The sequence below is a fragment of the Prolixibacter sp. NT017 genome, from assembly GCF_009617875.1.
In the GTDB taxonomy this organism is placed as follows: Bacteria; Bacteroidota; Bacteroidia; order Bacteroidales; family Prolixibacteraceae; genus Prolixibacter.
On the sequence record NZ_BLAV01000001.1, the window covers coordinates 988,144 to 1,012,400 of the forward strand.

Sequence of the window (24,257 nt, forward strand, 5' to 3'; positions counted from 1 at the left end):
CACGCTCACACTTTCTCACGCTCTTACCTCTGGTGTCTAGCGTCTTTCTTCTTTATGCTTACTAATTTGAACTTTTTCCTTCATAATAGAGAGTATAAACTTCGTGTTTCCAATCAGGTAGCGGCGCCACATGCGGCGAGGTTCCCGGATGAGGCGGTAGAACCATTCCAGTCCCAGATTGAGCATCCATTGCGGAGCCCGGTTGACGGTGCCGGCGTAGAAGTCGAACACGGCGCCGATGCATCCGATGTGCCCTGCCTGTAGTTGTTCTTTGTGTCGATAGGCCCACTTCTCCTGCTTGGGGGCCGTCATCCCGATGAAAAGGACATCCGGTTGCACTGCGTTGACAGCCGCCAGCATAGCACTGTTGTCTTCCTCCGTAAATTCCGGCTTGTAGGGTGGAGAATAGGTATGTACTTCCACCTTAGGATATTCCCGGGCAGCCCGGGCTTTTATTTTGGCAAGCGTTTTTTCTGTACTCCCCAAAAAGAAAACTTTTCCCTGGCCTGCAGCTGCCAGCCGGTTCATTTCCCAGGCAAACAGGTCGGCGCCGGCAATTTTCTTCACGGGTTGGCCGGTGAGCCACCGCTTTGCCCAGGCCACACTTACCCCGTCAGGCAGAAGAACATCGCTTCGCTGCAAGGCTTCCACAAAATCGGGGTCTTGCTGCGCCACGTTGTACGAGTGGGCATTGATGGTGGTAATCAATAGTTTTCCAGTAGTCAGGTCATTTAACGACTGGTGGTAAAGGTCCGTGGTTGATAATTTCATCTGTTTCGAAAATGCTTCTACAAATGGGCACTGCCTGCTTCCGGTTGTTTCACGGCTGTGAACGGGAAACAAAACTACGAAATTAGGCGGTTTTATCAATTGATAAGTTGTTTTTACCTCATCTCTTCCTGTTAGTTAAGAAAGGGACTTTATTTTAAAACCCTTGAAGTTTGTATTGCTTTATATGTTCCTTTAAATCTTCTTCCGTATCAAATCGATTTTTAATCTTTTTGGCAGGATTTCCACCATAGATCGAATAGGGAGCAACATCTTTAGTAACAACAGAACCTGCTGCGACGATACTCCCTTTTCCAATAGTTACTCCAGATAAAATGATTGTACCTAATCCAATCCAAACATCATCTTCAATTATGGTTTTTTGATAAAGGCCTTTCCAATTATAATCTTTTTCTCTAATCTGGCTTGCTAAACGAGTCGGTTTTCCAATTTGTTGGTAGTGATGGTCATACCGACCAACAAGAGAGACGTGATTTGCAAAAATAACATTGTCTCCTATTTTAGTGTCACACTCAATGATGGAGTATTTTCCAATATAAAAATTAATTCCAATTGTGATATTATTTTTGGCCCAGAGAAAAACACCACGACCTGCGTGGAAGTTTTTTCCAATTTCATATTTTCTCCACTTAATATGAGAGAGGTAGAAATTCCTTAGTTGTTTCAATTTTCTAATCATAGAAATTAATGAATTCTGATTTTGAGTTCACTTAGTAGCTCGTTTCTTCCGGTTTTACTTCCTAGTAATTGAACGCGAAGTTTTAGCTTATTAATGAATGAGAAGTTTTTTAAAAATTCTTTTGAAATTGAGGAATCTGGGAAATCAAAATCCTTAAACTTAAATTCGGTTTTTTCAATATCCACACTTTGAGAAACGTATGAATTTATTCCTTTGCAATGAGTGCTATTCTCGCCAAAACCGATATTACTTATAAATGAAGACGATGGATATACAGAATACTTTTGGTTCTTAAAATGATCGTAAACCCATCTTACATACCAGGAATTGTTCTTTTGTTGAAGCGAATCCATTAACATTTTCGGAATATCGTCACCACAAGTTTTTTTTAGGTTCGTTAAAATAGTTTTATCCGAATCTATTTCAACGCAGATTTTTTTCTTATCAAAAATTTCTTTATCCCATCTATCGCCCCACGTTGCCCAGCCCCATGAAAACGGTCTAATTTGAAAATATACGTCCTCTTTATTCTTTTTAATGTGTGGGGTAAATCCGTTAATCGATTGGATTGTTTTATCGCTTTTATAAAAATCCAAAGCTTCGTTCATGAAATGCAGGAAATTGGGGGTAGTAATTAAATCATCCTCTATGACAATTATTTTTCCGTATTGTTTAATGACTTGTGTTACACCTGAAATGATGGAATTAGCCAACCCCTTGTTTTCCGGAGATTCCATGATTTGTACAGACTGAAACCCGGAGATGGTTTTCAGGAATTCTCTCACCTCGGCTACGGATGGCCGGACATTTTCATTTTTTGGGCCATCGGAAAAAATCAATAGCTCACTTTGAGCGGCCAAATCATTCTGTTGAAGTGCAGCAATGGTTTGCTGCGTTTCTTTTAGTCGGTTATAAGTAAAAAGACAAATGGGGGCTAACATTCTTATTAGTTTTTGATTCAGTGTGATTTAGTACTTGGCTGATTATTTTTAATTAATAACTTGGAAATTAACCTTTCCAAAGTTGAGGAAAACAAACCCGTAGATGGTTCGTGATATAATGAAAACACGCGACTCCTAGTCCGTAGCGGCGACGCTCAAAAATAAAATATTCCTCAGGATTGTGTCCCAGGGGTGTGCGGAATGCTTTCCATCTTTTCTTGAAAGTTTTTTCCGGGTTACACCAGGTTGGTAATTGCTCATGAGCATCACAAGTTCCCATAATTCCTGGAGCTATCATCATAGAAATGCCTGCTTTAGCAGCTCTCAATCCATAGTCGAAGTCTCCCAGAGAGTGGTGGTAAACCGGGTCATTCATACCCACTTTTTGATATACCTGCTGGGGAATGAGTACCATATTCCCATTGAAGTATTTGCAGGCAATGGGTTGGTTGGTCGGTGGAATTAACTTTCCTTTCCATGTGCGTCCTCCATAGGTAATCTTCGACGGATCGTGTGTTGCGCTGGTACTTCCTACAATAATGGCTTCATCATGAAATGTTGCCGATGCTTGCAGTAGGATTGTTAATGCTGTTGGGGCTAAAATCGTATCATCATTCAGCCACAAGTAGAAATTATGTATTTTTGTTTCTACGGCTGCCTTCCATGCGGTATGCATTCCACGGTTCCAGTATAGATTTCCATCACCTTGAATTACATATACATTTGGAAATTCTTTTTTTAAAGCCTCACTTGTGCCATCACTCGAACCATCGTCAACTAAAAAAATGTCCGGATTTTTCCTTAAGTGTTGGCTACTGACATTAATAGATTTGATGCAATCTATTGTTTTGTCTTTTCGATTATGAGAAGTAATTAAAATTGCTACGTGCTGCATCAATAGATGTGTATGGTTTGTTGAGATTGGATTTTGATATATTAAATAGTTTAAATGTTGGTTGAAAAACAAAAGGAAATGAGTGGCTGCAGAGGATAAAGAAGACCCAGGCATTGGGGCCAGCAAGTCCATTATTTAAAGAGCCAACTAAAATAAAAGAGACGATAATAATCGCCTTGTTATAAAGAGTCTGATATTGGACTTGATTCTTTATCCATGAAAATAAATAGAAGAACAATATAACAGACATTATGAGTCCATAGTTCATGATTATAACAATATAGGAATTTTCCACACCGGCAGCTCCCAGTTTTTCCATCACGGGAATGTAGTTATTGGGATTGCCAATCCAAAAGTCTGTATTGTTAATAAATGAAAAAGCGTCAAAAACCTTTACTCTCGTCATAGCGCTCCCATCTATAATGTCTCGGTGTATAAGTCGACCCCCAAAATTATGATTCAATATCAAACTAGAAATGGAAACAATGATTATGATGAGTATCGCAATGTAGGATATTTTCGTTGTGCTTGAAGTTTTCTTGCTTATCAGTATATTAGCAAAGTGCGATGTTAAGATGAGTGTCCAGATTATAGTAGCACCTCTGGCATTGAAACTTAAAAGGGCAATGTAACCTAGTATAGACAGTGAGGTTTTATATATTTGTTTTATATTGGATGTCAAAATGAATCCCATGATTATAGAAATGCTTAATGCGTTACTCAGAGGGTGTCCTAAAAATGCAGAACTTCGAAAGCTCCAACTTTCAATTGAAGTATTCCCAGTTATCGTATCTTTATAAGGGAAAACGTTGATCTGAAAGATTCTCTCGTAAATTGCCAGTAGGCATTCGCTTATAAAAAAGAAAAGAACAATATAGGAGACATTCATCTTAGTCTTGAGACCTTGTTCTCTTAATAAAATTGAGAGAAACATTGGAACCATGAGAAAGAAAATGACACTTCTTATGGCACTTGTATAATTTAGGATAAATTCGATGGTAATTATAATCGATAAGACTATAATTATCGATATTTCGCCTTTCGAAGTATATAACCAATTTTTATTTTTAAATCCGATTAGCCGATACAAGAATAAAAGGAGCAGCATAATAGATGCGGAGCTACCGACATGCTCGATGCCAAGCTTTGCTGCAACAGTCGTTGTCAGAAATATATAGATAACAATTCCTATGTAGAGGAACACGTTCATTGTTGAAATATTAGTCTACTTGCTTGGTGGTTATTTTCTTTTACTATATACAACTAGCGAAATCATTTCCTTATCGTTTTATATAAAGAAACGATTTCTGAGGCATTTCGTTGCATGGAGTAATTACTCATAACATTTTTTAGCGCGTGTTCAGCATACTTTTTTACTACCACTGGATTTTCTTGGTAGTGAATTATTTTTTGCGCAAGTTCCTGAAAATTGGATTCAATAAGCATGTTATTGTTTTCTTCAACAGCCAAATCACGTAGTCCGGGTATATTATACAAAATACAAGGTATTCCGCAGGCCATCGCTTCTAAGGCTGCGTTTCCTAACCCTTCATATTTCGAAGTCATTGTAAATACGTCTGAAGCGATTAAATAATCCCGTACATTCTCTTTTGTACCCAGGAAAAGGATTTGTTTTTCAATTCCCAATTCTTTTGCAAGGATTTTTTCCTCTTGTTCCAATGATCCATTACCGAGGTGAACGTATAGAAAGTTGGCTTTAGTTTTAATTACTGCCAATGCTTTTATTATGTCATTGTGATTTTTTACATGGCTGCAACTACCCGTTGAAATCAGTGCAAATGCGTCCTCCGGAATGCCTAATTCTTTGCGGATAGCAATTTTTTCCTGAGCGTCTATTACAGGATAAAACTTTTCAGTATCGATCCAGTTGTTTATTCGAACAGAGGGATTTTTGTAGTAATTTAGTTCATTCCTATAAACCGTTTCCCCAATGGTTTGGAAAGTTACATCTAATAAATTTCGTGAAATTAATCGACGGACAATGGCAATGGGGAGAGTAAACCACCGGTTTCGGAATGTGCTGTGTTGCGTTTTTACACATGATATACCGGCCATCCGCGAAACCGCTGCGGCGAAATATAAGTTACTCCTGTGTATATGTAAAATATCAACCTTTTCTCTTTTTATAAATTTATACAGAGCGATGTAGTATCGAATTCCTTTTAAAGCTAGTGGGTAGAAATTTATTGGCTTGTGCCAGGTTTTAATACCTCTATCTTTAAATACATTAATGTAGTTTCCCTCTTCTTTTCCAGTACTAAATGCGTACAAGGTTATATTGTTTTGTTGAAACAATTCCGCAGCATTGCTATACATGATTTCCGCTCCGGAAAACTCGATTTGATTAAAAAGATGCAGCACTTTCATAGGCCGGTTTTCAAACTTGTATTATACAATGATAGATATTGTTTGGCAATAGTTGTTGGGGTGAATCTTTGTAGGACATTTTCTAACCCCTTTTCACTATATTTTTCGTATTCTTTTTGAGAAGTAATCAATATTTTTAAAGCTTTAAAAATTTCATCTGGACTCTCAACGTCGACCAGCAAACCTGCTTCCCCTTTATTCAAAAGCCATGGGACAGCTCCAGATTTTTTTCCGCCAATGACCGGGATTCCCTGCGCCATCGCTTCAACAAGACTATTTCCGAAGCTCTCTTCTCTCGATGTGTGCAGTAGAATGTCACAATCATGGAGCATCTTCAAAAGAAGCTCGTGAGATACCTTTCCGTGAAAATGAATGTCGTTCAGGTTGAATTTTTTTTGCGCAGTTTTATAATTGGAGCCATCTTTTTCATAATCTTGCCCAACCAGATGCAGCTGCATTTGAGCAATTTCATTCTTTAGTTTATTGAAACCTGAAATAGCTGCTTCCGGATTTTTTATCTTATTCCATCCGTTGGCAATAAAGAAAATGTGAAAAATGTGATTTTCTCCTGGATAGGTACGTTTCGTATGAATGCTGTTATTTGATAACGGATTGGGAATGATAAGTCCAGGACGCTTTATCCTATCTTTCAAATATTGTGAGTTGTAACAGATTGCTCTAGCCTTTTTCCTCACCCAAAAGTCCATGAAAAGCCGGGTGAGCCTGTAGGGATGTTTTGTGAGTTTTAATATCGTTGGTGAATTGTCTCTAAATGTAACAACATGAGGAATACCAGACCTTATAGCACCGATAGCATATTCATAACTCCAGTGAGCATTGACGATATCCAGATTATTTTTTTCTTCTGCTATGAAACGTTTAATTTGCGTGTGTTCATGATAGCAGAAATCGAGGGTTTTTTTATTCGATGTTCTGAAGTGACCGATGATTATCTTTAAATTTTTTCCCTCAATAGCGTATTTTTCCTTGACCCGAGGGTCCAGGGTAAAAACAGTTAATTTGTTTCCTTCTTCTAATAAAGATTTTACTAAAATATTTATAGCTGTACCGCCCAATCCGAGCTCTAGGTCTCCGTCTTTAAGGTCTTCCAGATAATCCTTTAGCGATGATACTTTAATTGGACCGGCTATGCCAATATTCATTTTGTCGATTTTAAAATTCTTTTTAATCAGAGTGATATATCTTTGTTTTGGAAGGTTCTTTTATTTTGTTTTAACGGCGAATTGATATTCTTCCGCAAGATTTACTTCTGGCAGAAAGAATGGAAAACTAACATTTAGTTTGTAGTCATTTTGTATATATCGCTTTGCTGTATCAATTTTAAATCTCATTCGGTGGTACTGAGTGTGCTTTTCTTCTATATATTGACCGGCTTGGGCAGCTTGGGAATAAAGCTCATTGGGGTCTTTGTCTAGTAGTAGGTCTACTCTTTTTATTAAATCTTTGAAATTATTTTCGAAATAGACATGATCTCCATCTCTAAATATTTTGTTAAGGCGAGGAACGCTAAGTTCTACGGTTGGAATTCCTGAGGATATTTCAAAAAATGGTCTGTTTGATGCATAGTAATCGGAATAAGAATAGGGATTGCCGCCGACAATGATACGGCCTTTCATGAAGGTGTGTTGTTGTTTATTAAAAGGAACTGGCCCCTGAGATGAAGAATAGTTCCAGCCATTTCCGAATAAGCCAAGTTTATTACCATATCTTTGATGTAGGGCCTTCACTAAGTTCTCTCTTTCGTTTGCAGCTTTCCAATTTCTTGACATGAAGTTTCTACCTTTATTTCTGCTTCCAATAAATACAACATCGTAGTCAAAATTGTGGTTTTCCGGATTTATTTTGTGTGCTTTGAAACGTACCTGACACATGCCGTGAGGGATATATACAATATTTTTCGCTCCCCATTTTAGCATTTTGTCTGCAGCTTTTCCGATCTGAGTGCTGAATGTAATATCTGCCAGTTGCGAAATCTCTTTAAAATCATTAGGGTAGCCAGGGCTCCTCCAATTATCCGAAAAGCCATCTCCGCAGCTCGTTATAATGACAGGACGGTTCTGAAGCGCCAGTAATTTTTGTAAACATTTTTTAGGAGACGGTTTACCTCTTAAGTGAAAATAGTGAAAATAAACAAGGTCATAATTTTCTTGCTTACATTTAGTCACAACTTCGTTGTAAAATGCCTCCCACCCATGATTCTGAGCGTATCCAATATAGGGTAGGTTCGTAAATTCGGATATCTCACCCTCTAATTTTAGTTTTTCCAAGGCGTCTTGCCACCCTGGGTGATCTTCGATTTGTTTTCCTTGTGAGAGGAATAATACCTTCATATTTAGTATATTTTTTTTAAAAAGCCTATTAGTAATTCACGAAAATATGTAGATATGGAATAAAAAAATGCAAAGAACAGAAGGGAATAGATAGATGCAGAGATGATTAGTTGAACCCATGAAGTGCTATTTAGATGATTTGAGATGTAGTAAGATATGATGGCGATAATAATTGCAGAAGAGATATTTCTGACAACATAATTTAGCTCTTTATGAGTCAATATTTCTGTTCTGTAGAATTTCCATAAATAGTACCATCCAGAAGTAAATAAAACAGCCGGAGCAAGCGCTAATAATATTCCATTGATTCCCCATAATTTTCCTAAAACTATAACTAATAGCACATATATTAGATTTTGAAAAACGATTGTTTTGCTGCTCCCTTTTATATCCCCCAGCGAAAAGTTAAGGTTTCCTATTCCGGCAAAGAAGCCTTTTAAAGAAATCCCCAGTATTATGAATAAGCTCAGTAAATTACCGGCAAACATGTCTTTTGATAACCATATGCTGACTAAATCTTTGTTGAACAGAATAAAGCCCGAAATTACAAAGCAATATGCCCATATCAGATAATGAAAATATTTAATCAATAAGTCATGTAATTTTTCCGGGACATTTTCTCCGTGTAAGTGGGATATTGCAGGAGAAAGAACTACTGATGGTTTATATAGCATGCCCTCGATAATTTTAAATGGTCGCCTAGTCATTTCCACTACGGTTACCATTTCCGGACCGATAAAGCGAGCAATGACGATTAAATCAAAATTGCTGGTAAGCGTATTCATTAATCTTGAAAAGAATGTATAAGTAAACTCCCTAAATAAGTGAAGGGTGTCATTAATATCATATTTAATTTGAATATGTTTTTTTGATGTTGATATAAGCAAGTATATTAAATTTCCAAGGCAAGTTAGAACTCCGTTTATCAGAAGCATAAAAGCAATTGAATATAAGCCATACCCCTGATATAGCATCAACACGTTTACAACTATTCCTGAGAATGATGAGCTAATTTCGATGATTCCTGGGATTTTGGTGTTTTGCATCCCAAAATTGATGCCTTTTAAAACAGAAGCTATTAAACTAAAGCATGCTCCAATTGCCCCTAGATTAAAAGCATTAATGATAAGTTGTTTTTGATCAAAGCTTTCAAAACCAATTAATTTAGGTATTAGGAATGATAGAGAATAAGTTGCAGCTAAAGCTATGCCGCAAATAATTGTACCTATTATAATGCCGGTGCCAATTAGTTTACTGAGATTTTCAAAATTCTTTTTTCCAAATGCATAGCCAACTTTCTGTTGTAAAACAATGCCTGCTCCCGGGTCGATAATGTTAATCCAGACCAATATACTACCTGTAGCAAGCCAATATCCATATACTTCTTTATCAATATAGCTTAGATAAATCGGGACAATCAAGAATCCTTTGATTATCCCAAGACTAAATGACAGATATTGAAATATTAAATTCCACTTTACTGCTTTTTTTCTGCTTGGATTAGTATTCAAGTGTATTGATTTTTGTGGAACAGTAACTATTTATTTTGTATGAGGCTATAGTGCTTCAGGGAATAACGATATTATTTCTTGGTGATTTTCTAAAATTATTATAGTTTATATGTTTTCTCATTTGACTCTTTTATCATATTTCTCATGTCAACGATAAGCGGAGCATTTTCTTTGACTTGTTTCATGTCAAAAATCTCGTGATTGGTTGTTAACACGATACAATCCATCTGCTGAATAAAGTCATCTGTTAGAGCAATGGATTTAAAAGATAGGCCGTTGGGGGTTTTAACATTATTGATATAGGGGTCGTAGTAATAGACAGTACCTCTCTTGTGCGCTACAATATCCATGATCTCCAGTGCCGGAGATTCGCGTTCATCGTCTATATTGGGTTTGTAGGCAACCCCCATAAAGAGAATGTTGCTACCATTGACCGCTTTTTTGTGCTGGTTAAGTGCAGTGGCTATTTTAATATACATGTAATGAGGCATTCGCATATTAATATGGCCGGCAGCATGTATCATACTCAAATCAAAATCATACTTCTTGGCGATGTGCTCAAGATAAAAAGGATCTAGTGGAATACAGTGACCACCAATTCCTGGTCCCGGATAAAATGCCTGAAATCCGAATGGCTTTGTTTTGGCAGCTTCTATTACTTCCCATATGTTAATATCCATTTTGCCGGCCAGTAGTGCTAATTCGTTGATGAGGCTAATGTTCACCAGCCGATAGGTGTTCTCCAGAATTTTCACCATCTCTGCTACCCGTGGCGAACTTACGGGGTGAATGTGATCGATGGCTTTGGTGTACAATGCTTGTCCGATTTCCAATCCTTCATTTGTCATTGCACCTAATACTTTCGGTGTATTTCGGGTATGAAAGTTTTTGTTGCCCGGGTCAACCCTTTCAGGACTATAGGCCAGCCAAAAATCTTTTCCGTGTTTGAAATTGCTTTCCCGTTCGATGATTGGAAGCATAAAGTCTTCAGTGGTGGTAGGGTAGGTGGTGCTTTCCAGGCTGATAAATGTGCCGGGCTTCATGTAACGTCCGATATCAATACAGGCACTTTCGATATAGCTCATATCGGGTTTCCGAAATTTATCCAACGGAGTCGGTACGCATATAAGTAATGCATCACACTCTTTAATCCTGCTAAAATCTGTAGTAGCGCTTAGTGTGATATTATCTACTACTTCTCTTAATACAGCATCTCGGATGTCCTTGATGTAGTTGGTGCCATGGTTGATTTTGTCAACTTTGTCAGGGTTTTTGTCAAAGCCAATAACTTTAATGCCGGCTTCTGCGAAGTTTACAGCAAGCGGAAGGCCTACATATCCGAGACCGATAATTCCCACAATTTCTTTATTGGAATCAATCTTTTGTAAAATTGGTTGGATGTTATTCATTTTATGTTCTGATTCGATATTGTTATTGCCTCTAATTAGGCTTGAGCCTTCTATCTTGAAAGGCCAACTTCCTACCTTTGAGGTAGGCTTTTTCTGTGTTTAACCTGGAATTTTCCTGTTTCAGGGTGCGTCGTCCTACCCTGGAGGTGGAATTTCCTACTCTTAGGGGTTCAACTTCCTACCTTTGAGGTAGGCTTTTCTATGTTTCAGGTAGCCTTTTCCTGTTTTAGGGTGCGTCGTCCTACCCCGGAGGTAGAATTTCCTACCCTTAGGGGTTCAACTTCCTACCTTTAGGGTAGTCTTTTCTATGTTTTAGGTAGCCTTTTCCTGTTTTAGGGTGCATCGTCCTACCCCTGAGGTGGAATTTCCTACCCCTGAGGTGGAATTTCCTACCTTTAGGGGTACGCTTCGCTGTTACTGTTGTTGTGATGGTTTCGTTCGTTGGATGAATACGTATAAGCCTTGACATCAGTAGATTGCCGCGGTTGCTCACTGCAGGCTTTTTGACCTTCGACTTTTGTTTCGCTTCGTTCAACTATTTCCTTCGCCTGTGCCTTCGCCTTTTCCCATCGTCACCCATTCTCTGCCCGTTGCGACAAACCTTCCCGGAGGTTATGCAAAAAACCGGGTCGGTTCAGGTTTAGCTATTCGGCCGCTTCATCAGTTGAGCGCGTCCGCCAGCTAAATCGCTGGCTTAGTTCATCGGCGATGACTTTAGCGCCCGGAACGTTATTTTCGGCTGCCGTTTTAATGATGCTGTAGAATAATAGCGCTGCCTGGTAGGCCTCGGAACCGGCTGCCATGATGCTGTCGTCGAGTGCCTGCATCAACGGAGCCAGTTGTTGTTCATACCCACGCAGCCGGGTTGTTGCATTCAGGTCGGTTGTGAATTCTTCGACCGAAAAATAAGGAGGCACCAGTGTATCATTCTGTGCCGTATATTCATTGGCCTTGGTCGTAAAGGCCAGTGTTTTATCACCCATCTTGGGTAACTCAATGCGCTCCTCTTTGGTTAGTGTAATTAACTTCGGGAGCAGGGTTGCGTTTAATGTGGAGATGGCCTGTTTGATGGCCTCATCCTCTTCTGGCGTTAGGTTTAACGAAATCAAATTATTCATAACACTTAATTTGGTTAAAAATAGTTGTTGGCATAACCTTTTGAATCATTAAGTTAATAAAAATATTCGACTAAAATGACTTATTGTTCAAAAAAATGACAGATATAGCGTCCGAAGAGAGGTTGCTGTTATTAGAAAAGTTTTAAGTGTTAAGAAAATCCATGAAACAACAACAGCGAGAGACTTTTGACTTTCACCCCCGACGCAAGGTCGGGATTTCGCTTCGCTCATTTTTTCCACTTCGCCTGTGCCTGAGCCTTCGCCTTTTCTCCCATCGCCCACTCACATATTTTCCCTTGCTCACCTTCTCATCTTCCCGTCTTCTGCATCATTCTTCCGTACGACGTTTGCCTGTTTGTGACCGGCGACGTGTGGTCGGGGGCGAAGATGCGTTCGGCCAACAACCTTCGTCCACCAAAGGCCAACAACATTCCGACCGGATACCGGAGCCTTTCGAGCAGATCATACATTTCCAGACGGTGCTCGTCATCCAGGTAGTTATGGGGCAACAGGGTGATCACCAGTCTGCCGAAGCAAACGTAATGTATTCCTTTTTCCTGGAAGCTGTTGGTGCGGCCAGCTTGAAAACTGAGGAGCGAAAAGGGAATTCTGTTTTTTTTCCATTCTGCCTCCAGCGCCTTTGCTATGAGCTGTATGGATAATCTGGTTCCCCGGTTTTCATGTACCTGCAAAGAGGTTGTCACAATAGCCCGGGTAGGCACCAGGTAATTTTCCGTTGACATTATTCTGTTGTTGAAAGAGAGTGTTAAGTTGTAAGATGAAGGATGCCAGATATTAGACGATAGACTTCGGTCATTTCAGTTTACGTGCTTTGCCGTTTCTGTGGTTTCTCTTGTTGCTGTCGTTAGAAAAGTTTTAAGTGTTATGTTTTAAGTTTTAAGAAAGACTATCGCCCCGGATGCTACGTTTGGGATATCGCTCCGCCCAGCTTCGCCTTTAATTCTCCCGGTTCTGATTTTTGTGCCGGGCATCGTTCGATAGCTTGTCCTTCATCCACTTGCTGATCCGCATCTTTCCGTCTTTCCGTTGTTTAGCGCTCGGATCGAATCCGTAAACATATTCGTACCCATACCCATACCCGTATCCATAACCATAGCCATTTTTCGTTCGGCTTTGCATAACATCATTGTAGAGGATACCGATATTTTTTAACTGATGCCTTTTCAAATCGGTCATTGCTTTTTCCAATGCCGGTTTCCGGGTGAGTCCCTGCCTGACGACAAAGATAAAACCATCTACGCAGGAAGCGTATTGGAACAGGTCGGCGACCAGCAACGGCGAAGAGTCGATGACAATGCGATCGAAGCGCTCTTTCAGAGTGCTAATGAGTTCGCCCATTTTTTCATCGGCCAGCAGTTCACCCGGGTTCGGGGGGAATTCTCCGGCCGGTATAATTTTCAGGTTCCGGTGACGGCTGCTGAAGACGATATCATCGATGGCGTCTGTTCCCGCCAGGTAAGATGAAACGCCTATATGACCTGGCAGATGCAACTCTTTGGCCAGGGTAGAACGGCGCAGGTCGAGATCGAGCACGACGGTGGAGTGCCCCATCAGTGCAAATGAGGCGGCGGTACTCAGGGCCGAGAATGTTTTTCCTTCTCCGGCGCCGGCGGAGGTGATGGCCAGTACTGTTTTATTCTTTCCTTTGATAAAGTACTTCAGTGTTTGTCGCAACGCCCGGTAAGCTTCACCCAAAGGTGAATTGGGGGTGTCGAGTAACGATGTTCTTTTCGTATCGCCATCCGGTGCGTGTGGAATATTTCCCAGCACGGGGATGTCGCTCATTTTTTTTACTTCTTCTTCGTTGCGGATTTTATCGTCCATCCAATCGCTGATGAGAAGAATGGCGCCCGGCACGGCGAGTCCCAGGAACAGCGCCAGCAGGTAATCGATTCGTTTGTTGGGGCTGATGGGAGCACTGCCCGCCAGCATAGCCGGGTCGATGATGGCGTTGTCGGGTGTATTGGACGCTTTGGCAATTTTGGCTTCTGACAGCTTTTGGAGCAGGAATGTATAGGTATCACTATCGAGGCGGTACTTTCGCTCGATGTTCACAAAGTTCCGTTCTACTTCCGGGAGTTTTTCCGTTACGCCGTGGAGTTTGGCCAGTCGTTTGTCGATGTCGCCGATGGCCATATTGGACTGGTGCAGCATGGTCCGGCTGTTTTCTATCAGTGCCTTTTTCGTTACCTCGATTTGCGAACGCAACTGCTGAAGGGTAGGGTGGTTCTTATCGATGACCGTTGTTTCCAGTGTGGTTAAGTCCAGTGTTTGTCCGGCCAGTTGCTGCAACAGCGACACCAGCATCGGGTTGTTGATGCCTACTGTAGAGGGAGCTGCAATCTGTTTCAGGTCGTTGTTCGATTTCAGGTAGTTCAGCAAGTAGGTGTAATATGATTTTTGCGTCGATAATTGCTCTTTCTGTTCCTGAAGGCTGACCATCTGGTCGAGTAGCTGTTGCGACTGGTACGAAAGATCCAGCAGATTGTTCCGGCTTTGAAATTGTTCGCGGTGCCTTTCCGAAGCGGTCAGCGAGTCGCTGACGCTGCCCAGTTGCGAAGAGATGAACTGGATGGTACGGGTGGCCATCTCGTTTTTCTTATCGAGGTTTTGTTGTTGGTACACCTCCATCAGTTTGTTCAGGAAACTGATGCTTTTGGAAGGCGTGGCCGACTCCATTTTGAGATTTAGCAGGGTGGCGTCTTTGTTCACAGTGGCTACTGTCAGGCTATGCCGGAAATAATCGACCAGGGCACCGTGGGTGTTAAACCGGAAGCGGTAAGTCCCTTCGGGCAGTGTAGCACCATTGACCGGGATGATCCGGAAAGCGAACTCCGACCTCTCTATCACTTCATTTAGGCGTACCGGAAGGGTGACCGAGTAATCGCTGTATTGGTGAATGGCTTGCCGGTGCCGGAAATCCCAGGTTCGAGGCTTTTCCCCGGTCACGTTCAGGATGAACCTGCCGCTGTGGGGCTGGGCGTCGAATTCGAAAGTAGCGCCAACGAGTTGCTGGTGCCGGGATAACCATTCAATCCGGAAAGGGGCATTGTTGTACAGCTCTTTTTCCAGCCCCATATCGACTTCGTAATAGGAGACTTCCGCGTTCATCTCGTTAACGGCTTTGCTAACCAGGGTCCATGATTGCAATATCTGGATTTGGTTCTCGAGGTTCTGTTTGCCCTGGAACAGCCCAAAGCCCTGAAAGACGTCGGAAGCGTTGAGCGATCCACTACCGCCGGAACCTTCCAGCGGGTTGCTTCCTTTATCCTCGTTGATGAGGAGGGAAGCTGATACCGCATAAAGGGGGTTGGTGAACCGGTGGTATACCCATGCGGCCCCTATGGTGAAAAACACAGCCAGTACAAACCAGTACCAATTCGATAAAAAAAGGAAAAAATATTTTTTGAAATCGATCTTCTCCTCTTGTTCGAAAAATGGCATGAAGACCGGTTGCGGTTGTGGTTGTTGTTCTTTCATTGAATGCGAAATATTGAGGAGTCGGCTTTCGGTTGAATAAATGATTGGTGCCTGTTTCTATTTCGAGAAAGCGGTATATAACAGCACCGCGGTCGATATGGTTGTAAACAGCGTGGTAAACGGTAGCGTTTTGGCTCCAAATACCCGGTGTTTGGGCGGAATGTAAATAACATCGTTGGGTTGAATACTGTAATTGTTGGATGCGAGCAGGTCTGCATTCGTCAAATCGATGGTGGTCACCTGCTCTTCATCCCCGTTTTTCCGGATGAGCTGTACCTTTTTGCGGTTCCCGTAATCATTCAGGTCGCCGGCCAGGCCCAGGGCTTCGAAAACCGTCATGTTGTTTTTCCGCATGGTGTACTGCCCGGGACGATTCACATCGCCCAGCACGGTTACGGTGCGGTTGACCAGCTTGACCAGCACTGAAGAATTGGCCAGCATGGTATTCACTTTGTCCTGCAGTTCGGTTTGCAGTTTGTCTACCGTTTTGTCCGCTGCGTGGACTTTCCCTATGTAGGGGAGCACGATGTTCCCGTTGCTGTCGACAATGTAGGTGATGAGTTCGATGGCTGCATCGGAGGTGTAAATCTGGTCGGGCTGGGCCAGGTTCAAAAAAGCTGATGCTTTGGGATTATCGCTGATGACATTGATATATAAGTTGTCGTTGGGCCTAATCTGGTAAGGTGTTACCCGATGGGTCTGGATAACTGAATCCTGGATCTGAAGGTTGTTCAGGTAGGTAATCTCCCTCAGCGGCGTTGTGCACGAAGCCAGAATAAAAAGGCCAGCCGCTGCTATCAATCGGAATACGGTTTTCATGATCTTCAAATGCTGGTGGATAACGGTTGTTTGAGAATTTTCTTCGTTAATGATAAACATAAGTGAATGGTTAGTGCTGTCGTTTTTCTAACCCCCCGGGAGCTAAGCGCAGAAGCTGATAATCTTCCAATAGATGATTCAGCCGCCTGGTGTTTTCCCACGATGGAATGGAAAGCGTATGGGTAAAACGTGCTTCCACCTCATAGATTGCCAGTATGTCCTGTACCTCTACCTTTTGTTTGATTTGGTAAAGGTTGTCGCTTTGCAACAAAAGAAACTGCTTGTCGCCGGAAATTTTCTTCAACCTTCTGATAAGCAGGCCATGCGAACTCAGAATAATGTAAATCCTGCCAATACTCAGTTCTTTGGCCGATTGTCTGCTGCGAATAACCAACCAGTCGTTGTATTGAAGGGTTGGATGCATCATATCTTCGTTGTAGCGAATGCAGATTAAATCATCGGAGGGGGAGCCTTCCCATGGAATTTGGAATGTAGGCAGGTTATCGTAGAACTCCTGGTTGTTGTAGTTTTTCATCCACTCGAACGTCTGTAGCTTTTCAATCAGTCTGATTGTCTGGAGTGACAGATGTGTTGGCAGTGATGTTTGACTGTCCGTGTCCTTAACTTTGTTTTGATTAAAAGGTTTAATATTAAATATTTCTGCCGGATCAATATGATAGGTTATAAATAATTTGCGTAGCACCTCGATAGTTACATCCCGTCGCCCTTTTAATATCTCGTTAAGTGACTGTGGACTATACTCTATTGTTTTAGCAAATTGTGTATAAGTATCGATTTGTCCGGTGGCCTTAAGTTTCTTTACTATTTTGGTAAAATTCTGGCTTGTAATGTTTTGTTTGCCGTTCATTGTGGCTGGTATTAAAGTAAGAATAGCAATTTGATTTTGTATTTGGCCGAAGTTGTAAAGCGTTGATAGAATGTGTAAGTGTTTATGAGATTGAAATGGAGGATAGTGTAATTTATTGCTGATTATAAACTTGTTAGTTGTCTTGTTTTTCCGGTGTTTTAGAATAACAGCGAATACAGCTTCGCCTCCTCAGTCCCATTTATGAGATAAGCTTCAAAAAACAGAGTCTATACAAAATAGGGAAGTGCTGCCTTGTCAACACTCAAACATTATCTAAAACAAAATTTTTTATCAAAAATTGTGGAGACAAATTTACTTTATTTGTTAAGTAGATATATTTATAAGCATTTTAAATTGCGTAAATAATGCAAAAATGTATTTTTCATTTATTCAAATATGCTTTATGTTGATCGATCAGTTTAATTTATATGCAATATAAAAAACAGATAGGAATAGCGTGTTAAAAGATATCTGCTGAGGTGTGTTCTCAATTAGGGAGCGGAAATTGCTATTAGATAGAATAGTAGCGTTGGTGTAAATTTTTATCGATATTGCTTTTAAATAAAAGAAGGAAAAAGAAGCCGGATGGAAGAAAGTGATAACCCCTTGTCAGAATTTGCGTATTGTGGATTCATCAACTGGTATGTTTCTTTATTTCCGGTAAGGAAGTGAACCTAGTCAGCTGAAATAGTTTGGAGTCTCAGATTTCAGGTTTATTGGCATCTCCTGTTTTAGATTGACAGAAGACTAGAGGTAGTAAAAGTTAAAGTCGAATAGGTGTAATGGTTTTTGTGTGAATACCATTTGCCATCCTTACCCTTATTTAGTAAATTTTCGGGTAGAACTTAAAAAAGGACCATTATGCCCATTATGCCATTAGACGGACAGCGATTTGACGAAGAGCCCTATGCTTTGGATCGGACACTTTGTGGTTTCAATGCATTGATTGACTATTTGAACCTGGATATGAAGAAAGCGAACGAATCGACATCGGCTGAAGTGGCGCGGATGATTCGTGAGTTGACCAATGAAGAATTGGATCCCGGCATCGGAATCGGAGAGCAAAGTAAGCAACTTCAGCAATTGATCGACAGCTGCGTAACAGGACCCGAAGAACAAAAAAGGGTTATCGAGCTGGCTGATGAGAAGTTTGAGAAGTTGAGGGTGCATGGAGAGTGGAGTTGAGAGAGGGAGAAAAGACGAAGGCTCAGGCAGAGGCAAAGGCAAAAGGAAATGTTAAAAGGCATAAGGAAAAAGTAGTTCGACATTGTGTTTTACAGCCTGTCCCGGCACACGTTGGGGAGGAAGCAATCTTGTAATGTCAAAGGTCGAAAGCCATTCTGGAAAATTTATAACAAGAGATTGCCGCAGTCGTTCATTCTTTGCTCCCTACCAATGACGGCGTTTTATGGATTTTTTTAAGACTTAGCTCATAAGACTTAAAACTCTTTTAACAACAGAAACGGTACAGCGCGTAGCGCAACCCGTAAATGTTTACTGTCCGGTCACGATATATCGTGACCCTACCAGGTTGGTGCTGACAGAGCCGCATATGTCAGCCATATTCATTGATTCATATTGTGCACCCAGTGTTTCCTTTGTTTTCCTTGTGTTTACTGAGGCTTCGTTGTTTTGAGCTGCGAACATAGCCCCGTAGGGGGTATAATCTTAGTAGTCCGTAGCCCAACCTTTCGCTTCGTTCCCGCTTCCGGTTTGCAGTTTCGGGCGGATGGATTATTTTTGCATTCCGTTATTAAGATTGATTCTTAGTTTTTCGAGACATGCAGCAAGTAGTGGAGAATTTCTGGACCCGGTTTGAGGAGCCCGTATTTTGCCTGGCTCCGATGGAGGATGTGACCGAAACGGTTTTTCGGGAAGTGGTGATGAGAATGACCGATCCGGGGAAGTTGCATGTGATTTTCACCGAGTTTACTTCGGTCGAAGGCCTGAACCATCCGGTAGGCAGGGAGAGGGTTGGTGAGCGATTGATTGTGAATGAATCGGAGCGTGAGTTGCTACGCAGACTCAATATTAAGCTGGTGGCCCAGATTTGGGGAAAAACGCCGGAGATTTACCGCAATATGGCGCAGTTCATTACCGAAAACTACGATTTCGATGGTCTCGATATCAACATGGGCTGCCCGGTAAAGAATATCGTGAAACAGGGCGCCTGCAGTGCCTTAATCGACCAACCTGCGCTGGCGCAGGAAATTGTTCTGGCGGCCAAAGAAGGAACACACCTTCCGGTTAGTGTGAAAACCCGGACCGGGATTCGGCAGCACGAAACAGAACGTTGGATCAATCAGTTAATCGATACGCATCCGGCAGCGTTGACGTTGCACGGCCGTACGCAAAAACAACAATCGGATGGTGAGGCCGACTGGAACGAAATAGCCAAAGCGGTTCAGGTACGCAACGAGCGCAACGTAAATATTCCCGTGCTGGGAAACGGAGATGTGAATTCATGGCAGGAGGGAATGGATCGCGTAGCGCAAACTGGTGTGGATGGCGTGATGATTGGACGCGGAATCTTTCATGATCCCTGGTTCTTTCAACCTGGAAGAACGGTACCGACACCTTCCGAACGGGTAGATATGCTCCTGTTTCATACCCGTCTTTTCGAGCAAACCTGGGGTGGGAAGAAGAACTTCAATATCCTGAAACGTTTCTATAAAATCTATCTTAATCATTTTCCTAATGCGTCGCACATGCGGGCGGCCCTGATGGAAACCAAGGACTATGACGAGGTATATCGTTACTTCGAAGAGCATCCGGTAGCCGAATTTCTCTAATCCCTTTGATAGTACTGATTTTTATGCTTTGTCTTGATTGACAGAAGACAAGGTAAACCTTTCCTGTGTTTTTGTTGTTCATACAAGTTGAAGTCTCCGGAGAGAAATAAAAGAGAGCAACCGAGGCATGACGATGAGGAGACTTACCCCGTCTGCCGAAGTTCGAATGGCTCTAATTCCCGGAATGTAGCTTAACTAGTCTTTGCAGGAAAACGCCAGATACTGCGTTATTCTCGTTTTTGAATCGGTCATTTACCATTAGTAAACTCCCTGAATTCAAAAACTTCGAAAGCCTTGTCTTTGACATTTTCTTATCAAAGACCTGAAAAATGTGGTTTTCTTGCAGGCACTAACTAAACATTGTTCAAAAACAACTTAAACTTGTTCATGATGGCAGCAAAATCAACCAAAAACATTTCCCGCCGCCGTTTTATCCGTACTTCAGCAACAGCCGCTTTTGGTATTTCCATGATTCCTTATATCAGTCGGGGCAGTCTGGCTGTCGAGAATCCGATGAAGCGGGTATTCGGGCGTACGGGCTTTGAAGTTACCACCCTTGGTTTGGGCGGTCAGGCATCCATTCAGTGGACGCCGTCGGATGTCGATCCGGTCGCTATTATTCTGAAAGCACACAAACTGGGCGTGAATTATTACGATACATCGAATGTATATGGCCCAAGCCAGATGAATTATGGAAAAGCTTTCCGCAAGCTGGATATGGTTCCCGGTTTGCCCGGATACCGGGAAAGGGCTCGCCGGAATATCTTTCTGACGTCCAAAACACACCTTCGTTATGCAAAAGGTGGCGATAACGTGGAAGGTGTCCGGAGTGGTACCAATGGCCCCGATGGTTCAAAAACACTGGATGACGTCCGTCGTTCGCTCTCGCAGATGTTTGGCGATGGAAAAGGCAATTATCCGAAAGGTGCTTACCTCGATATGGTGTTGATTCATAGCTTATCGACCTGGCAGGAATTGGATGCGGTGTATGAAGGCCTCGATAATCCGGACCCGGATGCAGAACGGATTGGAGCTTTAGCCGCTTTACGCGATGTGCGGGATGGTACCAACCTGACGGGGCTGAATCCGAAAGAAGAGCGGTTGATTCGCCACATCGGTTTCTCGGGCCACTACGATGCTGCTTTGATGATGGCCATGATACAGCGGGATAAATACGAACTGCTGGACGGTATGTTGGTGGCCATCAATGCTAACGACAAGCTGAATTTCAACATGCAGAACAATGTGATTCCGGTGGCAGCAGCCAAAAATATGGGAATCATTGCTATGAAAGTTTTTGCGGATGGTGCTATGTATACAAAGCCTGCTACCTGGTCGAACAAACCGGAACATGTGGTTCGGACTGTAGGAAGTGCGTCGCTGCCCAGCACTCCACTGGTTCAGTATTCGCTCACAACTCCCGGCATTCATACAGCCATTATCGGAATCGGTCACATCAGTGAAGAGCACCGCGATTGTCAGTTGACGCAAAATCTGGCTTCTGCCCAGGTCGAGCCAGACAGCTTGTCGGAATCCGACCGGGAAAAGATTGAAAAGATGGCGAATGTGGTGAAAAATGGTGAAACTAACTATTTTCAGATGAATCAAAAACCGCTGTCGGCTCCGCGTGAAGTGGCTCTTGAGCAACGAAATGAAGGGAGTACCCGAAAGGCGGTTTTGACCTGGCAAACGGCCTATGCCGGTGCGTCGCCGCTCGATCGGTATGAAATATGGCGTGATGGCGAAAAAGTGGGACAAATGCCTTACCGTCCGCAAACAACTATGGAACCTTTTGTTTATGAGGACGTAGTAGAAGATAACGCAGCGCATAGTTATATTATGAAGAGCGTTGACAAGCAGGGGGAATCAGCTTCCTCCGAAGCGGTTACCATGCAAGCAGTCTGAAGGAGTTAAGTAGTCATTTTGTTATATTGTGAAAAGCAATTATTTCGTACCCGGAATAATTGCTTTTTTGCTTCATGGTAAATGAAAAAATCGTTTCGGAGACTGGAAAACGATGATTTTCTGTTATTTTCGTTTCCATCTAACCAATCAACTAACAAACCAAACACATGAGAACACGCACATTTTTTTTCCTGCTTCTTTGTTTGATATCTGCGCCGGCTTTCGCCGGAAATGGTCACTGGCAGAGTCTTTTCAATGGTAACGATTTATCCGGTTGGAAACAGATAAACGGTACAGCTCCCTTTGAAATAGTTAACGGGGAAATTATCGGAACCACGATTACCGGCTCACCCAACTCCTTTTTAGCTACGCAAAAGAATTATGGCGACTTTATCCTCGAATACGAAATGAAAATGGATGAAGGCCTGAATTCGGGTGTCCAGATTCGCAGTTTGAGTACGCCGGATTATCAGAATGGCCGCGTACATGGCTACCAGGTAGAGTGTGATGACTCGGATCGGGCATGGTCAGCTGGTATTTATGACGAGGCCCGTCGTGGCTGGCTCTATCCGATGGAGTATAATCCGAAAGGAAAAACCGCTTTCAAAAAGGGAGAATGGAACAAATACCGGGTCGAAGCCATTGGGAACACCATCCGGACCTGGTTAAACGGTGTGCCTTGTGCCAATCTGGTGGATGACATGACTCCGGAAGGTTTTATCGCTTTGCAGGTACATTCCATTGGCGATGATAAGACGCGTGCCGGCAAACAAATTCGCTGGCGGAACATTCGCATCATGACGGATAACCTGGAAGCGGAACGTGAACCCATGCCTGATGTGCGACAGGTGAGCTACCTGAACAATCAGCTCACTGAATGGGAAAAAGCGCATGGCTGGCAATTGCTGTGGGATGGTAAAACCACAGATGGCTGGCGAAGTGCCCGTGGTGAAGATTTTCCTGATAAGGGTTGGTCCATTGCGGATGGAGTTTTGACAGTTAATGCATCGGATGGAAAAGAATCGGCTAATGGCGGCGATATTATTACGAGCCAACGTTATCGGAACTTCGTGCTGGAAGTGGATTTCAAACTTACCGAAGGAGCCAATTCCGGCATCAAGTATTTTGTGCAGACCGGTTTGAATAAAGGGCTGGGGTCATCGATAGGATGTGAATATCAGTTGTTGGACGACCAGCGGCATCCCGACGCTAAGCTGGGAGTTGATGGCAACCGGACACTGGCCTCTTTGTACGATTTGATTCCGGCCAATGCTCAGTGTTTTGATCCGGCCCAGATGGTGAAGCGTTTCAACGGAATTGGTGCCTGGAACCGAGCAAGAATAGAAGTTCACGGTGATACAGTGAAGCATTTCTTAAATGGGGTAAAAGAAGTAGAATATGTCAGGAATAACCAGATGTGGAATGCGCTGGTCGCCTACAGTAAATACAAAAAATACAAGAACTTCGGGAACTTTCAGGATGGGCATATCCTGTTGCAGGACCATGGGAACGAGGTACATTTTCGGAATATAAAGATCAAGCCGTTGTAATCAGTTTTTGTTTTCGGACAGGAGTCTCGGGCCTGCAGGATGTATCAATCCGGGATCGTCTGCCTGTGGATTTTTAATGGTAGGAGCGATGGGGTAGGCATTCATGTGCTCGGCCGGAAAGGGTTGTAACATGGCCATTATTTCGGTTAACGGAGTGGATGGATTGAGTCAGGCTTTCTCTTGTTCATGAAGGAGGATGACCGGCGCCCGATCGCACGGAAGTCTTCGGAGTAATTCATTGGCGGTTGTGGTGATGATGGCGAATGAATGAATCAGTTCACCAGTTATCTCATCCAGCCAGGTGTCATAGATTCCTGCGAAAGCAAAAGGACGAGCCTTCTTCCGGAGATAAACCAGAAATGGTTTGCTTAAACCATGTCCCTTAGTTCCCTGGATATAAGCATCGGCTGGAACGAGGCAACGCTGTTGCTGAATGAGGTATCGGATGGAAGTGTTAGGTGCAGGCAATTCCAGATCTTTTGCGTCAATATGGCTGACGAATAGGTTTTTGTCTTTTGTGGGAAACGGCACAGAGCCCCAAATGTAGTGTAGTAGCGTTTCCGGTTGCTGAGAAATGATGACCGGGGCGTACTTTCCGGGAGCGATGTTGTAGGATGGTGTCCATTGTATATTTTCGGGTACGAAAACCTGAAACCGTTTCCGGATAACGCCTGCCTTTTGCACGAAAATATATCGGTCGCACATGGTTTGGATTTGAGATGATAATATAAGTTACAAAAA

The 24,257-nt window shown here is 42.5% G+C and carries 20 protein-coding genes and 2 pseudogenes; 4 read left to right on the forward strand and 18 right to left on the reverse strand.

The genetic code is table 11. The annotated features are described in order from the left end of the window. Positions 1 to 36: 36 nt before the first annotated feature. From GJU87_RS04085 to GJU87_RS04155, 16 genes and pseudogenes are all read right to left on the reverse strand, one after another. A complete protein-coding gene (locus GJU87_RS04085; RefSeq protein ID WP_153638331.1) occupies positions 37 to 771 on the reverse strand; it encodes a WecB/TagA/CpsF family glycosyltransferase in 735 nt (244 codons plus the stop codon). 199 nt (positions 772 to 970) lie between these two features. Beyond that, a pseudogene (locus tag GJU87_RS21775) lies at positions 971 to 1,147 on the reverse strand (DapH/DapD/GlmU-related protein); the annotation flags it as partial. Between the two features lie 117 nt (positions 1,148 to 1,264). After that, a pseudogene (locus GJU87_RS21780) lies at positions 1,265 to 1,468 on the reverse strand (hypothetical protein); the annotation flags it as partial. 5 nt (positions 1,469 to 1,473) lie between these two features. After that, entirely contained in the window at positions 1,474 to 2,409 is a 936-nt protein-coding gene (locus GJU87_RS04095) for a glycosyltransferase (RefSeq protein WP_153638333.1), read from the reverse strand. 67 nt (positions 2,410 to 2,476) lie between these two features. Further along, positions 2,477 to 3,304, reverse strand: coding sequence for a glycosyltransferase family 2 protein (locus GJU87_RS04100; RefSeq protein WP_153638334.1), 828 nt, complete (start codon positions 3,302 to 3,304; stop codon positions 2,477 to 2,479). Then, the gene (locus GJU87_RS04105) at positions 3,270 to 3,710 is read right to left on the reverse strand and encodes a hypothetical protein (protein ID WP_153638335.1); all 441 of its coding nucleotides are present in this window, start codon (positions 3,708 to 3,710) and stop codon (positions 3,270 to 3,272) included. The genes GJU87_RS04100 and GJU87_RS04105 overlap by 35 nt, the downstream gene beginning before the upstream one ends. 866 nt (positions 3,711 to 4,576) lie before the next feature. Then, positions 4,577 to 5,692 (reverse strand): glycosyltransferase, encoded by a 1,116-nt coding sequence (locus GJU87_RS04110; RefSeq protein WP_153638336.1) that lies wholly within the window; start codon positions 5,690 to 5,692, stop codon positions 4,577 to 4,579. Then, positions 5,689 to 6,855, reverse strand: coding sequence for a glycosyltransferase family 4 protein (locus GJU87_RS04115; protein WP_153638337.1), 1,167 nt, complete (start codon positions 6,853 to 6,855; stop codon positions 5,689 to 5,691). The genes GJU87_RS04110 and GJU87_RS04115 overlap by 4 nt, the downstream gene beginning before the upstream one ends. Positions 6,856 to 6,915: 60 nt before the next feature. Then, positions 6,916 to 8,043 carry a glycosyltransferase gene (locus tag GJU87_RS04120; protein WP_153638338.1) on the reverse strand — a complete coding sequence of 376 codons (1,128 nt, stop codon included), beginning with the start codon at positions 8,041 to 8,043 and terminating at the stop codon, positions 6,916 to 6,918. A 2-nt stretch (positions 8,044 to 8,045) separates the two neighbouring features. After that, the gene (locus GJU87_RS04125) at positions 8,046 to 9,554 is read right to left on the reverse strand and encodes a lipopolysaccharide biosynthesis protein (RefSeq protein ID WP_194831435.1); all 1,509 of its coding nucleotides are present in this window, start codon (positions 9,552 to 9,554) and stop codon (positions 8,046 to 8,048) included. Positions 9,555 to 9,652: 98 nt separating this feature from the next. Further along, positions 9,653 to 10,963 (reverse strand): nucleotide sugar dehydrogenase, encoded by a 1,311-nt coding sequence (locus tag GJU87_RS04130; protein WP_153638340.1) that lies wholly within the window; start codon positions 10,961 to 10,963, stop codon positions 9,653 to 9,655. 644 nt (positions 10,964 to 11,607) lie between these two features. Next, positions 11,608 to 12,081, reverse strand: coding sequence for a hypothetical protein (locus tag GJU87_RS04135; protein WP_153638341.1), 474 nt, complete (start codon positions 12,079 to 12,081; stop codon positions 11,608 to 11,610). Positions 12,082 to 12,389: 308 nt separating this feature from the next. Next, complete coding sequence (locus GJU87_RS04140) at positions 12,390 to 12,824, reverse strand: hypothetical protein (RefSeq protein WP_153638342.1); 435 nt, start codon at positions 12,822 to 12,824, stop codon at positions 12,390 to 12,392. Between the two features lie 214 nt (positions 12,825 to 13,038). Further along, a complete protein-coding gene (locus GJU87_RS04145) occupies positions 13,039 to 15,582 on the reverse strand; it encodes a tyrosine-protein kinase (RefSeq protein ID WP_153638343.1) in 2,544 nt (847 codons plus the stop codon). A 57-nt stretch (positions 15,583 to 15,639) separates the two neighbouring features. After that, complete coding sequence (locus tag GJU87_RS04150; protein WP_153638344.1) at positions 15,640 to 16,461, reverse strand: polysaccharide biosynthesis/export family protein; 822 nt, start codon at positions 16,459 to 16,461, stop codon at positions 15,640 to 15,642. A gap of 10 nt (positions 16,462 to 16,471) precedes the next feature. Further along, positions 16,472 to 17,269 carry an XRE family transcriptional regulator gene (locus GJU87_RS04155; RefSeq protein WP_153638345.1) on the reverse strand — a complete coding sequence of 266 codons (798 nt, stop codon included), beginning with the start codon at positions 17,267 to 17,269 and terminating at the stop codon, positions 16,472 to 16,474. A gap of 861 nt (positions 17,270 to 18,130) precedes the next feature. On the opposite strand from GJU87_RS04155, the gene GJU87_RS04160 reads away from it, so the two are divergent. The 4 genes from GJU87_RS04160 (at position 18,131) to GJU87_RS04175 (ending at position 23,516) form a co-directional block, all read left to right on the forward strand. Then, entirely contained in the window at positions 18,131 to 18,454 is a 324-nt protein-coding gene (locus GJU87_RS04160; RefSeq protein WP_153638346.1) for a hypothetical protein, read from the forward strand. A gap of 596 nt (positions 18,455 to 19,050) precedes the next feature. Further along, positions 19,051 to 20,061 (forward strand): tRNA-dihydrouridine synthase, encoded by a 1,011-nt coding sequence (locus GJU87_RS04165; RefSeq protein WP_153638347.1) that lies wholly within the window; start codon positions 19,051 to 19,053, stop codon positions 20,059 to 20,061. Positions 20,062 to 20,448: 387 nt separating this feature from the next. Further along, positions 20,449 to 21,966 (forward strand): aldo/keto reductase, encoded by a 1,518-nt coding sequence (locus GJU87_RS04170; RefSeq protein ID WP_153638348.1) that lies wholly within the window; start codon positions 20,449 to 20,451, stop codon positions 21,964 to 21,966. Between the two features lie 167 nt (positions 21,967 to 22,133). Further along, positions 22,134 to 23,516 (forward strand): DUF1080 domain-containing protein, encoded by a 1,383-nt coding sequence (locus GJU87_RS04175; protein ID WP_153638349.1) that lies wholly within the window; start codon positions 22,134 to 22,136, stop codon positions 23,514 to 23,516. Here the strand turns inward: GJU87_RS04175 and GJU87_RS21565 are convergent, their stop codons facing one another. Next, positions 23,517 to 23,648: a hypothetical protein gene (locus GJU87_RS21565; RefSeq protein WP_255454164.1), complete on the reverse strand. Its 132-nt coding sequence runs from the start codon at positions 23,646 to 23,648 to the stop codon at positions 23,517 to 23,519. 36 nt (positions 23,649 to 23,684) lie between these two features. Further along, the gene (locus tag GJU87_RS04180; protein ID WP_153638350.1) at positions 23,685 to 24,221 is read right to left on the reverse strand and encodes an SOS response-associated peptidase; all 537 of its coding nucleotides are present in this window, start codon (positions 24,219 to 24,221) and stop codon (positions 23,685 to 23,687) included. Between the last annotated feature and the right edge of the window lie 36 nt (positions 24,222 to 24,257).

What these genes read in the sequence shown, in the direction of transcription:
- GJU87_RS04160 (WP_153638346.1), top strand. Translation starts at nt 18,131, where the DNA reads ATGCCCATTATGCCATTAGACGGACAGCGATTTGACGAAGAGCCCTAT.
- GJU87_RS04165 (WP_153638347.1), top strand. Translation starts at nt 19,051, where the DNA reads ATGCAGCAAGTAGTGGAGAATTTCTGGACCCGGTTTGAGGAGCCCGTA.
- GJU87_RS04095 (WP_153638333.1), bottom strand. Translation starts at nt 2,409, where the DNA reads ATGTTAGCCCCCATTTGTCTTTTTACTTATAACCGACTAAAAGAAACG.
- GJU87_RS04180 (WP_153638350.1), bottom strand. Translation starts at nt 24,221, where the DNA reads ATGTGCGACCGATATATTTTCGTGCAAAAGGCAGGCGTTATCCGGAAA.
- GJU87_RS04105 (WP_153638335.1), bottom strand. Translation starts at nt 3,710, where the DNA reads ATGACGAGAGTAAAGGTTTTTGACGCTTTTTCATTTATTAACAATACA.
- GJU87_RS04135 (WP_153638341.1), bottom strand. Translation starts at nt 12,081, where the DNA reads ATGAATAATTTGATTTCGTTAAACCTAACGCCAGAAGAGGATGAGGCC.
- GJU87_RS04115 (WP_153638337.1), bottom strand. Translation starts at nt 6,855, where the DNA reads ATGAATATTGGCATAGCCGGTCCAATTAAAGTATCATCGCTAAAGGAT.
- GJU87_RS04155 (WP_153638345.1), bottom strand. Translation starts at nt 17,269, where the DNA reads ATGAACGGCAAACAAAACATTACAAGCCAGAATTTTACCAAAATAGTA.
- GJU87_RS04145 (WP_153638343.1), bottom strand. Translation starts at nt 15,582, where the DNA reads ATGAAAGAACAACAACCACAACCGCAACCGGTCTTCATGCCATTTTTC.
- GJU87_RS04120 (WP_153638338.1), bottom strand. Translation starts at nt 8,043, where the DNA reads ATGAAGGTATTATTCCTCTCACAAGGAAAACAAATCGAAGATCACCCA.
- GJU87_RS21565 (WP_255454164.1), bottom strand. Translation starts at nt 23,648, where the DNA reads ATGTTACAACCCTTTCCGGCCGAGCACATGAATGCCTACCCCATCGCT.
- GJU87_RS04170 (WP_153638348.1), top strand. Translation starts at nt 20,449, where the DNA reads ATGATGGCAGCAAAATCAACCAAAAACATTTCCCGCCGCCGTTTTATC.
- GJU87_RS04175 (WP_153638349.1), top strand. Translation starts at nt 22,134, where the DNA reads ATGAGAACACGCACATTTTTTTTCCTGCTTCTTTGTTTGATATCTGCG.
- GJU87_RS04110 (WP_153638336.1), bottom strand. Translation starts at nt 5,692, where the DNA reads ATGAAAGTGCTGCATCTTTTTAATCAAATCGAGTTTTCCGGAGCGGAA.
- GJU87_RS04150 (WP_153638344.1), bottom strand. Translation starts at nt 16,461, where the DNA reads ATGTTTATCATTAACGAAGAAAATTCTCAAACAACCGTTATCCACCAG.
- GJU87_RS04140 (WP_153638342.1), bottom strand. Translation starts at nt 12,824, where the DNA reads ATGTCAACGGAAAATTACCTGGTGCCTACCCGGGCTATTGTGACAACC.
- GJU87_RS04100 (WP_153638334.1), bottom strand. Translation starts at nt 3,304, where the DNA reads ATGCAGCACGTAGCAATTTTAATTACTTCTCATAATCGAAAAGACAAA.
- GJU87_RS04130 (WP_153638340.1), bottom strand. Translation starts at nt 10,963, where the DNA reads ATGAATAACATCCAACCAATTTTACAAAAGATTGATTCCAATAAAGAA.
- GJU87_RS04085 (WP_153638331.1), bottom strand. Translation starts at nt 771, where the DNA reads ATGAAATTATCAACCACGGACCTTTACCACCAGTCGTTAAATGACCTG.